The organism is Desulfurobacterium crinifex (genome assembly GCF_054656775.1).
The window spans coordinates 1,263,571-1,277,201 of the sequence record NZ_BAAHXO010000004.1 but is presented as its reverse complement, the minus strand read 5'-3'; the positions used below and the strand labels follow the sequence as shown (position 1 = coordinate 1,277,201).

Genomic DNA, 13,631 nt, shown 5'->3' with positions numbered 1-13,631 from the left:
TTTTCGTAAGTATCTCTTACGCATCTGCAAGGACGTTTAGCATTCCTCTTACATCTTGTCTTTCAGTTGCAGCCTCGTAAATCTGAAAGAGAGTATCTAAAAGCAAAGGATGAAAAGGATATGTTCTCATCATTCTTCGTTTATAGCTCACTAAGTCATTAATCTCTATAGGCTCAGAATAAGCATCAATATAATTCTCTACTACCCTTCTAATCTTATTGTCTTCTACAGCTTCTATATTTTCAAAAAGACGGTGAAGGATTACTTTCTCTCTGTCTTCTATTGGACTAACATCTATTCTTACTGGTTTTGTTCTATTGAAAATTTTCTTTAGTCCTTTCTTTTCTTCCAGGAAAGTTATGAAAACGAATAAATTCTTATTAGGATCTGACGCTACTTCCAGTAAATGTTCTAAAAAAGTTTCATTCTGTTCAATAAGGTGAGACTGTGTTTCTGGATCGAAAGCACCATACCAGTTTTCTATTTCGTCTATAAAGATGGCGACGGTACCTTCACCGATTACTTCTTCAATTTGATCAGTTGTCGGGAATCTCTTTATTTCACAAAGCAGATCTTCTTTTCCTAAAAGTTTAAAAATAGGTTCCCACAAATGATCAACGTCGTACCTTCTGGTAGAAACAATAATAGATTTACTTTTTTCAGGAAGTTCAGCATCTATTTTCCATTGTTTCCCCCAGGTCTTTGCTAAGTCCGGATTATTAAATAAATGATAGAGTGTTATTAAAGTATGCGATTTCCCCGAACCATAAGGACCTACAAGTAAGAAACCTCCCTGATTTGACTTTCCTGAAATCTTTTCTTCTATTCTTTCAAGAACCCTTCTTATTGCAACAGAAGGATAAGTGATACTTAAGAACTTTTGTGGGTTATTTTCCAACCTTTGTTCTTTTGCGTCAATTTTATGAGTCTGGATAACTCCTTGAAAAGCCCCCTTTACAACCTCTTCCCGCACAGTTAATATGTCCTTTATGCGCAACATCCTTCTTCTCCATAAGAATGTCAATAAAAAATTTCTCCTAATTATACCTTTCAAATATTCAAAATCTCAGTCTTGATATGTTTTATTATATACAAAATTACATATTACATAGTATAACCTGTTACCTAAAGATCTTCTTACATAATAGTTAGAAAGCTATTGCAAGAAGATATACGTTTTTAAGTTGACCCGAAGTTGAAAACTTCTGCTTTGAGGTTGTTTTCAAAAAAAGAAAGGCTAATAATGTAATTACAGATGAATCTTAGAAAGGGAACTTAGTACATAATTTAAGTTAAAATTTTTTAATCCAACTCGGAGGTGAAAGATGAAAGTCCTTGCCATTAACGGATCCCATAGGAAAGGCTCAACGCTTATTCTCCTTGAAGAAGCTCTAAAGGAACTCCAGGATTTTGAAACGGAAATAATCTCCCTCTCCGACTATGATCTGGAGTACTGCAAGGTCTGTAACGCCTGCAAGAAAAATGGTGGTATATGCATTGTGAAGGACGGTTACGAAGAAATTGCAGCAAAGATGAAAGAAGCTGACGCAATAATTGTTGGTTCTCCTGTCTATTTTGGTTCAATCACAGGAATGTTAAAAACTCTCTTTGACAGGTCAAGAACACTGAGGATAAACTGGGATCTAAAGGATAAGATTTGTGCAGCAATAGCTGTAGGTGCAACAAAGCACGGAGGACAGGAGCATACACTTCAAGCAATTCACTCCTGGGCTCTTATTCACGGAATGATCTTAGTAGCAGACTCAGATCCAACCGCTCACTTTGGATGTGCTGCTATTGCAAAGCAGGTCGATGACACATTTGAGATAGACGAATGGGGACTCCAGACAGCAAGGAGCGTTGGAAAGAGAGTAAGGGAGGTCTTAAACCTGATCAAAGAAAAGAGATGATTTTCATCGGAACAAGCGGTTTTATGTACTGGGGGTGGAAGGGCATCTTCTACCCCTTTGAACTTCCACCATCTAAGTGGTTTGAGTACTATGCAGAACACTTTAACGCGTTAGAGGTAAACTCCACTTTCTACAGGTTGCCGGTCAAGTCCTCAATCAAAAACTACAAAAAGAAAGCTCCAGAGCTCACCTATATCTTTAAGCTTTACAGAGGAATAACCCACTATAGACAGTTAACGGACGAGAATGTTTCTCCATTCTTCATGATTAAGGAAATCCTGGGAGAGAATCTTTACTCCCTACTTGCACAATTCCCAAGGAGTTTTAAACCGTCTGAAAAAAGTTTTGATTTTCTGGTAAACCTTTTTGAAAAGTTCAAAGGTATAGAGATCATAGTTGAACTGCGGGCTCCAGAATGGTTAGAACACTTAGTTTTTTTCAAGGAGAAGAAAATTCCTGTGTGCTGTTCTGACTTTCCTCAAAGCCTTAATTGGCTGAAAGAGTGTGTCCAGACGGAGAAAACAGCCTACTTCAGGTTTCATGGAAGGAGAAAACTTTACAGCGATTCTTACACAGATGAGGAGCTCAAAGAATTTGCAAAAAAGATAAATGTGTCCCATTCTGAAAATAAACTCTGCTTCTTCAACAACACAAGCAGAGGTTACGCTGTGGAAAACGCCTTAAAACTCAGAGAGTATCTAAACCTTTCTCTTAATAACAACTGAGAAGAGGAAAATCAGAAACGATAAAAAGGTTATTGCAGCACCGGAAGGTATATCGAGGAGAAAGGAAAGAAAAATCCCAAGGAAAGAGGAGAGAAATCCGAAAAGCACCGACAGAAAGAAAAAGCTGTTGTAATTCTTTGCAATCTTAAAAGCAGAGGCAGCAGGCATCACAAGGAGAGAAAAGACCAGCAGAACTCCAACCGCTTTTATCGATAGAGTAACTGCAAAGGCAATGAGAAGATAAGCTAAAAAGGTCAGCAGCTCAACATTGTAACCAGATGCTTTTGCTATATCCTCACTAAAAGTTGTCAGGTATATCTCTTTCCAGAAAAAACTGTAGAAGAAAAACGTTACTAAGGCGACAAGAATCAATAGAGAAATGTCCAGATTACTGACAATCAGAGGACTTCCAAAGAGGTAGGAGAGAGCTTCTGAGCTGTAACTGCTGGAGAAGCTTAAAAACATTACAGCAAGTCCCATACTCGCTGCAAAAAGAATTCCGATGGTTACATCGGAGTGAATCTGCTTTTTAGTGCTCAGGTACCAGAGAACAACACCTGCAACAAGTGTGAAGAGAAGTGCAAAAAGTATGGGAGAACTTCCAAGGAGAAGCCCAAAGGCTATTCCCGCAAAAGCAACGTGGGAAAGCCCTGCTCCGATGAAAGCCATCTTCCTAAGAACAACGTAAGAACCCACAGCGGAGCACACAATTCCGGAGAGAATGGCTGAAATGAGGGCTTTAACTCCAAAACTGTAATGAAGATAAACAAAGGGATTGTGGAGCTCCATCACTTTCCACTGTTCTTTTGGAGATTCAGCATCGGTATAAGCTTGTTATCGTAAGGAGTTATGATGAAAGTATTGTTTGGACTGCTTGCCAGTTCTTTAAGAGTTTGAAGATAGTACCACTGGAGATACTTTTCAGAAAGAGAGTTTGAAATTATCCTGTTTGACTCGGCAATACCTCTTGCTTCCGTTATCTTTCTCTCTGCCTCAAGCCTCTCTTTCTCAATCACAAACTTCATCTTTTCCGCTTCTTCTTTTGCCCTCAACTTTTCTTCAATCTTTTCAACAACCTTTTTAGGAAGGTTCACATCTCTCAGAAGAACATCAACAACCTGAATGTTTGCCCTCTTTAGCCTCTCCTTCACTCCATCGTAAATCCTCTTCTGGAGCTCCCCCCTCTTTGTAGAGTAGAGATCCTCTATCTTATACTGAGCAACAACATTCCTAACAGTTTCCCTAACTATCGGTACAATAACTTTATCAGCAAAGTTAATTCCATAGTTCTTATAAATTTCATCCGCCTTCTCAGGTATTATCCTGTAAAGAATTGTTACATCAAGCCTTACAGGTAACCCTTCAACGCTCAAAGCAGTAATCGGATTCCTGGTTTTATAAGTCATATCTATCTTCTCAACCCTTGTAGAAAAGACAACAACTCTTTCAATGCCAGGAATTACAATGTGGATTCCGGGATAGAGCTCCTCCTTTGAAACCTTACCGAGCCTCAGCTTTACACCAACCTCACCGGCATCAATAATCTCAATGGCCTGGGTCAAAATAAGAGCTACAGCAGCAACCCCGATTACTAACGCTGTCACAAAAGTGGCGGATTTACTCCTCTCCACTCTTCTTCTCCTTCAACTTCTTCAGATACTCCTGGGCTTTCTTGTGCTTCACCACATCTCCTGTCTTGTAGTAGATTGCATACTCTGCAATGTTTGTCGCGTGGTCTCCAACCCTTTCAAGAGCTTTAACCACAAGTATAAGCCTGACAGCTATGGCTCCATTTTCAGGGTTCTTTGTCGCAATATCTGTCAACTCCTCAAAGAGCCTCTCATAGAAGCTGTCAACGATATCATCTTTATCTATCACCTCTTTTGCCAGCTCTATGTCTCCCCTGAGAAGAGCCATTATTGAATCCTTCAGCATATCACTCACTATCGTCAGCATCCTTGGAAGGTCAACGTAAGGCTTGATTGGCGGGTATTTGGAGAGATGAATCGCAGTCTCACAGATATCTCTTGCCAGATCTCCAACCCTCTCAAGGTCAACAATACTCTTCAGAATAGAGACAACAAATCTCAGATCGGTCGCCTCAGGAGAATAGAGAGCAAGTATCCTTACACACTTCTCCTCAATCTCAAGCTCCTTCAGATCAATCAATCTATCGTACTGGTAAGTAATTTCTGCTTTTTCAACATCTCTCTCAGTTAAAGCTTCCATGGCCTCAGTTATTATCTTTCTGGCCATGTCCGCCATTTCTATAAAGTTTCTCTTGAGTTCATCAAGATCCTCTATGTAGCGCTCAATCATCATTCCCTCCAGAAAATTCAGTCAAGCTGTAGGTAAAGTACTGAAATAAGAATATCAAAGGTTCTGTTAATTCTCTCATCAAAATCTTGAACTTTTGCAACCGAAAGGTTTTTCTCTATCTCCTCAATAGAGAAGGAAAGTTCCTCTCTCCCTTCTGGCGCATTAGCCCTGTAGTAGATGAGCTTCTCCAGAAACGGGAAAAGGTAGTTCTTTACTACATACGAGTAAATTCTTCCACCTTCAGAGGAAAAGTCAATTCTCCTATTGATGGATACTATTGTCTCTATCTTTGACTCTAATTCCTCATCGTAGAGAAGGCGTTTAAATTTCAAAAGTCTCTTTTCTATTTCATCCCTTAAGGTTGGGATTTCATAGCTTCTGTTAATTTTCCACTGAGGAAGAATTCCCTCAATCCACCTGTTTGCCTCTTCCTCAAAAGGAAAGAGTTCATCTTCCCTTCCAAAGTTGCAACAGCCCATCAGTGGTTCTCCTCTTTAACGGGACGGGAGAGAAGATCATCCATCACCTCTTCTGGATCCATCCCTTCATGAACAACCCTGTAAACCGCCTTGGAAATCGGCATCTCCACACTGTACTTTTCCGCCAGTCTGACAACAGCCTTTACAGTGTGAATTCCCTCCACAACGTATCTCTCATCAACTTTTCCTTCTCTCCTACCAATTGAGAGACCAAACTGTCTATTCCTTGAGAGTTCTCCGGTACAGGTAAGGACAAGATCACCAAGCCCTGAAAGTCCGTAAAAAGTCTCTTCCTTTGCTCCAAGCGCCTTTCCCAATCTCTTTATCTCGTGGAGTCCCCTTGTTATCAGAGCAGCACGGGCATTATTTCCAAGTCCCATACCGTCTGAAATTCCCGTAGCAATTGCTATCACATTCTTCAAAGCTCCACCTAATTCAACACCTTTTATATCTGTGGAGGCATAAAGCCTAAAATTCCTTGCATTTAAAACCTTAACAAGGTTTAAAACTTTTTCCTCATCAAATCCGGCAACAACAGCAGCAGCGGGAAGCCCTGCCGCAACCTCTTTTGCAAATGTTGGACCTGAAAGAATGTAATAATTATCTTTCCTGCCAAAAACCTCTTCATAAACTTGAGAAAGGGTCTTGAGCGTCTTCACTTCAATACCTTTACTGGCACAGACAATCTTCTGGTCTCTGATAAATTCCGAGATTCCCTTCCAGAACTCCCTTGTAAACTGGACTGGTATAACAGAGAGAACAATCTCTATCGGTTGAGAGAAAACCTCTTCTATGCTGGAAGTAGCTCTAACAGTTTCAGGATAGGTAAAATCTTTGAGAAAAACAGGGTTCTCTCTCTTATCATTAATACTCTCTGCAACCTCTCTTTCCCTGCACCACTGGACAACTTCAAGACCTAATCTTCCAAAATGGATGGCAAGAGCAGAACCCCAGCTTCCAGATCCCAGAACGGCTATTTTCACGACTATTTCACCTCTTCAAACCTGTTACCGACTCTCTTGAAGACGCCCGAAACGAGAATCCCTTTTTCTCTAAGGTGTTTCAACAGCCTGTCCTTATCCTCTTCCTTAACAAGAACTCCGACTCCACATCCTTCAAAAATCTCATCGGGAATGGGAATCGAAACCGCCTTGAACCCTTTCAGGTACTTCTCAGCCTTCAGTCCTTCAGGAATTGAGGGAAAGGCTATGCAGTAGTCGTACGTCTTAAAGAGTCCTGAAAGGCGCAGAAAATACTCCTTTGCATGAAGCCTTATCCCTGTAGCTATGAAGAAAAGCTTTTCCCCAAAACTTCTGGCTTCAGCCATTCTATCTCCACCATTAATTGGATTTTTCGGTAAGCTGCCTAAGGCTATTTTCAAGCCTTCTTAAGACTCTCTCTTTTCCAAGAAGCGAAACAAGTATATCCAGCTCAACACCTTTCATTTTACCTGTTAGACCAATTCTCACAGGCATGAAGAGATTCTTTCCTTTTGCTTTGAGCTCTTTACCTACCTCTTTAACAGTCTGCTTGAAAATCTCTGGTGTTAGCTCTCCTTCAAGGGCCTTCATCCTGTTATAGAAGTTCTCAATCACATTCAATCTTGTCTCATCTTCAAGGACAAACTCTTTTGCATCTCCTTCCACTTCAAACTCATCCTTCAAGAACATCTCCATATAAATCGGAGCATCCGCTAAAACAGTGAAATACTCCCTTGTAACTTCAACAACCCTTTCGAGCCATGCTCTATCATACTTAGAAACATCATAACCAGCTTTCTCAAGGTAAGGAATAACAAGATCTGTCAGTTTATCAATTGGATAGTTTCTGATATAAACCTGATTCATCCAGTTGAGTTTAGTTGTATCAAAAACGGCAGGAGCACTGTTGACATCTTTTATGTCGAATCTCTCAATAAGTTCTTCCATTGAGAGAATCTCTTTTCCATCTTTCGGATACCAGCCAAGAAGAGCTAAAAAGTTTGTAAAGGCTTCAGAGAGGTAGCCTTTATCTCTAAACTCTTTAACGCTGGTTGAACCGTGACGCTTTGAAAGCTTGCTTCTATCTGTTCCAAGGATCATCGGCAGATGGGCAAACTGTGGAACAGGAAAACCAAGAGCTTCGTAGAGAAGAATCTGCTTGGGGGTGTTGGAAATATGGTCTTCACCCCTGATCACATGGGAAATCTTCATAAGAGCGTCATCAATCACAACAACAAAGTTATAGACAGGCATCCCGTTGGAGCGAACAATCACAAAATCGCCACCAAGCTGTCTGCTATGAATCTCTATTTCTCCTTTAATGAGATCGTTAAACTTTATAATCCTGTCTTCTGGAACCTTAAACCTCAAAACAGGCTTTCTACCTTCAGCTCTGAGTCTCTCTTTTTCCTCTTCAGACAGATTTCTACACTTTCCCGTGTATCTTGGCGGCTCTCCCCTTTCTAGTTGTTCTTTTCTCATTGCATCGAGCTCTTCAGGTGTACAGAAGCACTCATATACAAGACCCTTTTCCTTCAGCTCTTCAACGTACTTCTTATAGATATCAAGCCTTTCAGACTGTCTGTAAGGGCCATACTCTCCACCAACATCTGGTCCCTCATCCCAGTTGAGTCCCATCCACTTCAAAGCTTCATAGATTACATTTACTGCCTCTTCGCTGTGTCTCTCAATATCAGTGTCTTCTATCCTCAAGATAAACGTTCCGTTGTTATGCCTTGCAAAGAGAAAATTGAAAAGAGCAGTCCTTGCATTCCCCACATGCATGAATCCTGTAGGACTCGGCGCAAAACGAACCCTAACAGACATCAACTCCTCCTGTTGAAAATTTAAAATCTAAAACCCAATCTGCTATATGCTGCTTTAAAGTATGTTTCGCATAAGAATTTTACCAGTTTAGGAATTCTGACACTGTACAATATTCATGTAATCTTTTTCTTCTTGTTGCTACAGAAAATTTTAAGTGAACTATCCCTCGCGGATATGTAAAGTAGAGAAATTCTTCCGAACTTCTTTCTTTACCATAAACTTATAAGCTCATCAAAAAACTCCCAAGACCAGCAGTCTCTTTCAGAGGTTTTATCCTCATTATTAGTATTTCAAAACAAACAGACTAACATTTACCGGCTTGCTTAGAATTAGAAGAAGTTGTCCCCATGTTTTTGTCTTCATTTCACCACCTTAAGGAGTTTCGCATTTATTGCCACTATAACAGTACTCATTGACATGAGTACAGCCCCTATTGCCGGACTAAGTAGAATACCTGAATTATAGAGTACACCAGCAGCAAGAGGAATAGCAACTGCGTTATATCCTGTTGACCATATCAAGTTCTGAACCATCTTTTTATAAGTACTCTGTGCAAGATTAATGATAGAAACTACATCCCTTGGATCATTTCTTACAAGCACTATATCTGCAGATTCAACTGCTACATCAGTACCTGCTCCGATGGCAATACCCACATCTGCCTGCACTAATGCTGGTGCATCGTTCACTCCATCGCCAACCATTGCGACAACCAGACCACGGGATTGAATCTCTTCAATTTTTTTCGACTTTTCATGAGGTAATACCTCAGCAAAATATTCATCCAATCCGATTTCCTTTGATACCCACTTGGCAACTTGTTTATTGTCTCCTGTAAGCATCATACACTTTATGCCCATCTCTTTCAGTTTCGATATTGCTTCCTTAGATTCGGGTCTTACTATGTCAGCAAGTCCAATAGCCCCCTTTAGTTCACCATCTATTAAGACATATACTACAGTCTTTCCTTCGGACGCTATTTCTAATACTTTTTTATCCCCAACATTAATGCCCTTTTCTCTTAAGAAACCTGGACTAACAACCATAACATGCTTTCCATTAACCTTGCCTTCTGCTCCTTTTCCTGGAATTGCCTTGAATTCTTCCACTTTCATGTATCCATTGGATGCAGTAACTATAGCTTTAGCTATAGGATGTTCTGAATGCAGTTCAATAGAAGCTGCATACTTTAGAATTTCTTGTTCGGTAAGATTATCTGAAAAGTTAATTACATCAGTAACTCCAAATTTTCCCTCTGTCAGAGTCCCCGTCTTATCAAATACTACTGCCTGTAGATTTCTTGCTCTTTCAAAAGCAGAACGATCTCGTATAAGGAAACCATTTTTTGCTGCAAGAGCAGTTGAAACTGCAACTACTAAAGGAACTGCCAATCCAAGGGCATGAGGACAAGTGATAACCATAACGGTAACAGTCCGCTCCAAGGCAAATGCTATGTCCTTATTCATTATTGCAGTCCATACAAAGAAAGTAATAGCCCCTCCAGATAGAGCAATTATTGTTAACCAAACTGCAGCACGATTTGCCAGATCTTGGGTTTTAGACTTACTTTCTTGTGCTTTCTTTACAAGATCAATCACCTGAGATAGAAATGAATCTTTCCCTGTTTTCTTAACTTCAACCTTAATTGACCCTTCTCCATTGATAGAACCACCTATAACTATACTGCCTTTCTTTTTCGGAACAGGTTTACTTTCACCAGTCAGCATAGCTTCATTTACTGAAGTCTCTCCTTCAATAACAACTCCATCTGCAGGAATCTTTTCACCTGGCTTTACAATTACTATATCTCCCGGTTTTAGTTCTTGAAGAGGAATATCCTTCAAAGTTCCATCAGGCATAAGTTTGTGAGCTTTTGATGGCATTAGTTTGGCTAACTCTTCTAATGCTCGAGAAGCACCCATAATGGATTTCATTTCAATCCAGTGACCAAGTAACATGATATCTATCAAGGTTGCTAATTCCCAGAAGAAGATTTTGCCTTTTAATCCAAATACCACCATACTGCTGTACAGGTAAGCGGTAGTTATCGCAATAGCAATCAGGGTCATCATTCCAGGTTTTTTTGTTTTTATTTCTTTATAAAAACCTTTGAGGAATGGATATCCCCCGTAAAGATAGATCAAAGTTGATAATCCAAAAAGAACATAAAGATCTCCTGGAAAGCTTAGTATTTCTTTAATACCCAATAAACTCCGGATCGATGGAGATAAAATCAAAACAGGTACTGTCAGTATAAGAGAAATCCAGAAGCGTCTTTTAAAATCTTCTACCATCTGAGCATGGTGATTGCTATGATTCATATGGGGTTTTTCATGATCTGAAGACCCCATATCATGATCGTGTTTCATGGAATGATTCATTTTATGTCCCTTATGCCCTCTATCTTGTGTGCTCATATCATGATTTTTAGTATGTCCCCCTTTGTTCTTCATAATAAATTCTCCTTCATACTGTCCCGTTTAATGGTTTAAAATGGTAGTAAACCACAAAATTCCTTATTCATAATTTACAGCAAACCATTAAGACTACCTTAGAAAGAGTTTATCAAATCCTTTGGCCTTTAGGACATAAACTCACCAACAGTATTCTGTCATAAAGATGTTTTAATTGTCATTCTGAACCTGCTTTAGCAAGTGAAGAATCTCTAAGGATTTCAAGCAGAGATTCTTTGGACTTCGTTTTCAGAATGACCACAAATAGCAACTTAACGACTACCAAAGTAACAATACATACAGTGAAATCTAACAAATGTAATTTAATCAGGAATATATTTTCCACTACAAACCACTCTGGAGGTTTTCGTTGGCAAAAAATCCTTTCAGGGATTCAGAGAAGATATGGGTTCTCGATGGAGCAATGGGAACAATGCTTATGAAGAAAGGCCTTGACGTTAACTACGCTCCAGAACTTTTGAACATCAGAGAACCTGAAATCTTAAAAGAGATTCACAGGGAATATGTGGAAGCTGGAGCAGACATCATAGAGACAAACACTTTTGGAAGCAACAGAATTAAACTTTCCCACTATGGACTTGAAGATAAGGTAGAAGAGTTAACTGCAGCAGGAGTAAAACTTGCAAAAGAGGTCGCCGGCGATAGAGCTCTCGTTGCTCTATCCGTCGGACCAACTGGGGTTTTTGTTGAACCTGTCGGAGATTACAGCTTTGATGAGCTCATTGACGTTTTCAAAGAACAGATAGAGGCTGGAGTTGAAGCTGGTGCAGATCTTATCCTCATTGAAACTATGTCTGATACAAAAGAGGCAAAAGCTGCTGTAGTTGCCGCCCAAGAAGTTTGTGATTTGCCCGTAATAGTAAGCATGACCTATCAGGCTGATGGCAGGACTCTCCTCGGAACACCACCTGAAGTATCAGCAGCAATCTTTGAAGGTTTTGGTGTTGCTGCTATCGGTGCAAACTGTTCCCTTGGTCCCGAAAGTTTCGTTGACCTTATCAGGAGGATGGCAGAAATCACAGATACTCCAATTATTGTCTATGCCAATGCAGGACTTCCCGTCTTAAAGGATGGAAAAACCTATTATCCAGAACCTCCTGAAACTTTCAGGAAATATGCCGTTGAATTTGTCAAAGCAGGAGCAAACATAATCGGTGGCTGTTGTGGAACAACTCCAGATCACATAAGAGCCATTAAAGAAGCGGTAAAAGACCTGAAACCAGTAAAAAGAAATCCTATCAAGGGATTAAAGGTTACAAGCAGAACAGAACTTGTTGTAGTTGGAACAGGATATCCAACAAGAATAATTGGAGAGAGAATAAACCCTACAGGAAAAAAGAAGCTTCAGGAGGCTCTGAGAAGAGGAGATTTTTCCTTAGTAAAGGAAGAAGCTAAGAAACAGGTAGAGGAAGGAGCAGATATTCTTGACGTTAATGTTGGAGTTCCAGGAATTGATGAAGCAGAAGCAATGGAAAAGGCAGTAAGAACAGTTATCGAGACCGTTAATGTTCCAATAATGATAGACAGCAAAGATCCTGAAGCTGTTGAAAGAGCCCTGAAAATGTGTGATGGAAAACCCATCGTTAACTCCTGTTCAGGAGAAGAAAAGGACATAAAGAATATCCTGCCTCTTGTAAAAAAATACGGAGCCAACGTTTTGGCTCTTGGAGTTGATGATGAGGGATTGAAGGAAAAGGCAGAAGACAGAGTTGCAGTTATTGATAAGATAATTAACGAATGTCAGAAAATCGGGATACCAAAAGACTTTGTAATAGCTGATGTTTTAAACCTTGCAGCAAGTGCTATGCAGGAAGCAACTAAAGAAACCCTTAAAGCTATCAGAATGATAAAAGAAAAACACAATGTTGCAACAACACTTGGAGTCAGCAACGTCTCTTTTGGACTTCCAGCAAGGCCACTCATTAACTCAGCCTTCATGGCAATGGCAATAGAAGCAGGTCTTGACTCAGGTATAGTTAACCCAGGCGATTCCAGAATGGTTGAAACAATTTACGCCTCAGACGTTCTCACGGGTAAAGATAGAGGAGCCATCCGCTACGTTGAAAAGTTTCAGAACTACAAGCCTAAGGCAGAAGACAAAGAGTGCAGAGAACTCCTGAGAAAAATCTGTCAGGTCTCCTGTGCATTTCTTGAGGGAAAAAAAGTTAGCATAGATGTAGAAGGCGAGAAAAAGGCTGAAGAAAAAGTCTCAAAGGATAAAGAGGAGAATGGAGTTCCTCCCGGTATTCTTGGAGAGATTTTTAAGAAAGTCATAGAAGGAGACAGAGAAGGAATAACAAAACCTACAGAAGAAGCCCTCAAAGAGTTTGAACCGATGGAGATAAGTGATAAGGCTCTAATTCCTGCCCTTGACGTTATTGGCCAGAAGTTTGAAAAGGGAGAAATATTCCTTCCTCAGATGCTCCGCTCAGCTCAGGCAGTTCAGTCTGCATTTGAGATTCTGAAGAAGGAGATTAAAAAGAGAGGCGGAGACGTAAAGGTTGGTGGAAAGATCGTTATGGCAACAGTTCACGGAGATGTCCACGAGATAGGTAAAAACATAGTAATTACAATGCTCGAAAACAGCGGATTTGAAGTCATTGACCTTGGAACAAACGTCCCTCCTGAGAAGATAATAGAAACAGCAAAGAAAGAAAGTGCAGACGTCGTAGGATTGAGTGCTTTGATGACAACAACTCTTCCCGCAATGGAAGAAACCATAAAGAAAATGAGAGAGGCAGGGCTAAACATCCCTGTAATAGTTGGTGGTGCAGTTGTAACACCGGATTATGCAGAGAAAATCGGTGGTTATTACGGTGAGGATGCCCAAGAAGCTGTTAAAATAGTAAGGGAACTTTTGAACATCTCAAATTAAACAGACCTGGAGGGAAGCAAATGGAAAACTATCTTAACGAAA

12 protein-coding genes are annotated in these 13,631 nt (G+C 40.1%); 3 read left to right on the top strand and 9 right to left on the bottom strand.

Going from position 1 to position 13,631, the window contains the following annotated elements; all coding sequences use genetic code 11:
* Window positions 1–16 precede the first annotated feature (16 nt).
* Window positions 17–1,000 carry a DUF499 family protein gene (locus ACYQ3A_RS08565; RefSeq protein WP_459896883.1) on the bottom strand — a complete coding sequence of 328 codons (984 nt, stop codon included), beginning with the start codon at window positions 998–1,000 and terminating at the stop codon, window positions 17–19.
* Between the two features lie 325 nt (window positions 1,001–1,325).
* Here ACYQ3A_RS08565 and ACYQ3A_RS08560 point away from each other — a divergent pair, with 325 nt between their 5' ends.
* Window positions 1,326–1,910: a flavodoxin family protein gene (locus ACYQ3A_RS08560; protein WP_459896882.1), complete on the top strand. Its 585-nt coding sequence runs from the start codon at window positions 1,326–1,328 to the stop codon at window positions 1,908–1,910.
* Window positions 1,835–2,635 (top strand): DUF72 domain-containing protein, encoded by an 801-nt coding sequence (locus ACYQ3A_RS08555; RefSeq protein WP_459896881.1) that lies wholly within the window; start codon window positions 1,835–1,837, stop codon window positions 2,633–2,635. The genes ACYQ3A_RS08560 and ACYQ3A_RS08555 overlap by 76 nt, the downstream gene beginning before the upstream one ends.
* Here the strand turns inward: ACYQ3A_RS08555 and ACYQ3A_RS08550 are convergent.
* The 8 genes from ACYQ3A_RS08550 to ACYQ3A_RS08515 all read right to left on the bottom strand — a co-directional run bounded on the left by ACYQ3A_RS08550 (window position 2,609) and on the right by ACYQ3A_RS08515 (window position 10,693).
* Entirely contained in the window at window positions 2,609–3,424 is an 816-nt protein-coding gene (locus ACYQ3A_RS08550; RefSeq protein WP_459896880.1) for a metal ABC transporter permease, read from the bottom strand. The genes ACYQ3A_RS08555 and ACYQ3A_RS08550 overlap by 27 nt on opposite strands.
* On the bottom strand, window positions 3,424–4,266 hold the full coding sequence (locus ACYQ3A_RS08545) for a prohibitin family protein (RefSeq protein WP_459896879.1): 843 nt from the start codon (window positions 4,264–4,266) through the stop codon (window positions 3,424–3,426). The genes ACYQ3A_RS08550 and ACYQ3A_RS08545 overlap by 1 nt, the downstream gene beginning before the upstream one ends.
* Window positions 4,253–4,954 carry a phosphate signaling complex protein PhoU gene (phoU, locus tag ACYQ3A_RS08540; RefSeq protein ID WP_459896878.1) on the bottom strand — a complete coding sequence of 234 codons (702 nt, stop codon included), beginning with the start codon at window positions 4,952–4,954 and terminating at the stop codon, window positions 4,253–4,255. Before phoU ends, ACYQ3A_RS08545 begins: the two co-directional genes overlap by 14 nt.
* Window positions 4,955–4,971: 17 nt before the next feature.
* Window positions 4,972–5,433 (bottom strand): hypothetical protein, encoded by a 462-nt coding sequence (locus tag ACYQ3A_RS08535; protein WP_459896877.1) that lies wholly within the window; start codon window positions 5,431–5,433, stop codon window positions 4,972–4,974.
* Complete coding sequence (locus ACYQ3A_RS08530; RefSeq protein WP_459896876.1) at window positions 5,433–6,416, bottom strand: NAD(P)H-dependent glycerol-3-phosphate dehydrogenase; 984 nt, start codon at window positions 6,414–6,416, stop codon at window positions 5,433–5,435. Before ACYQ3A_RS08530 ends, ACYQ3A_RS08535 begins: the two co-directional genes overlap by 1 nt.
* A gap of 2 nt (window positions 6,417–6,418) precedes the next feature.
* A complete protein-coding gene (locus ACYQ3A_RS08525; RefSeq protein ID WP_459896875.1) occupies window positions 6,419–6,760 on the bottom strand; it encodes a putative Se/S carrier protein in 342 nt (113 codons plus the stop codon).
* 13 nt (window positions 6,761–6,773) lie between these two features.
* The gene (gene gltX / locus ACYQ3A_RS08520) at window positions 6,774–8,240 is read right to left on the bottom strand and encodes a glutamate--tRNA ligase (RefSeq protein ID WP_459896874.1); all 1,467 of its coding nucleotides are present in this window, start codon (window positions 8,238–8,240) and stop codon (window positions 6,774–6,776) included.
* A gap of 359 nt (window positions 8,241–8,599) precedes the next feature.
* Window positions 8,600–10,693 (bottom strand): heavy metal translocating P-type ATPase, encoded by a 2,094-nt coding sequence (locus tag ACYQ3A_RS08515; RefSeq protein ID WP_459896872.1) that lies wholly within the window; start codon window positions 10,691–10,693, stop codon window positions 8,600–8,602.
* A 370-nt stretch (window positions 10,694–11,063) separates the two neighbouring features.
* Between ACYQ3A_RS08515 and ACYQ3A_RS08510 the strand changes: the two genes are divergently transcribed.
* Window positions 11,064–13,589: a homocysteine S-methyltransferase family protein gene (locus ACYQ3A_RS08510; RefSeq protein ID WP_459896871.1), complete on the top strand. Its 2,526-nt coding sequence runs from the start codon at window positions 11,064–11,066 to the stop codon at window positions 13,587–13,589.
* Window positions 13,590–13,631 lie beyond the last annotated feature (42 nt).

Coding starts and splice junctions, on each gene's coding strand:
- ACYQ3A_RS08565 (WP_459896883.1), bottom strand. CDS start 1,000: ATGTTGCGCATAAAGGACATATTAACTGTGCGGGAAGAGGTTGTAAAG.
- ACYQ3A_RS08560 (WP_459896882.1), top strand. CDS start 1,326: ATGAAAGTCCTTGCCATTAACGGATCCCATAGGAAAGGCTCAACGCTT.
- ACYQ3A_RS08555 (WP_459896881.1), top strand. CDS start 1,835: ATGGGGACTCCAGACAGCAAGGAGCGTTGGAAAGAGAGTAAGGGAGGT.
- ACYQ3A_RS08550 (WP_459896880.1), bottom strand. CDS start 3,424: ATGGAGCTCCACAATCCCTTTGTTTATCTTCATTACAGTTTTGGAGTT.
- phoU (WP_459896878.1), bottom strand. CDS start 4,954: ATGATTGAGCGCTACATAGAGGATCTTGATGAACTCAAGAGAAACTTT.
- ACYQ3A_RS08535 (WP_459896877.1), bottom strand. CDS start 5,433: ATGGGCTGTTGCAACTTTGGAAGGGAAGATGAACTCTTTCCTTTTGAG.
- ACYQ3A_RS08525 (WP_459896875.1), bottom strand. CDS start 6,760: ATGGCTGAAGCCAGAAGTTTTGGGGAAAAGCTTTTCTTCATAGCTACA.
- gltX (WP_459896874.1), bottom strand. CDS start 8,240: ATGTCTGTTAGGGTTCGTTTTGCGCCGAGTCCTACAGGATTCATGCAT.
- ACYQ3A_RS08515 (WP_459896872.1), bottom strand. CDS start 10,693: ATGAAGAACAAAGGGGGACATACTAAAAATCATGATATGAGCACACAA.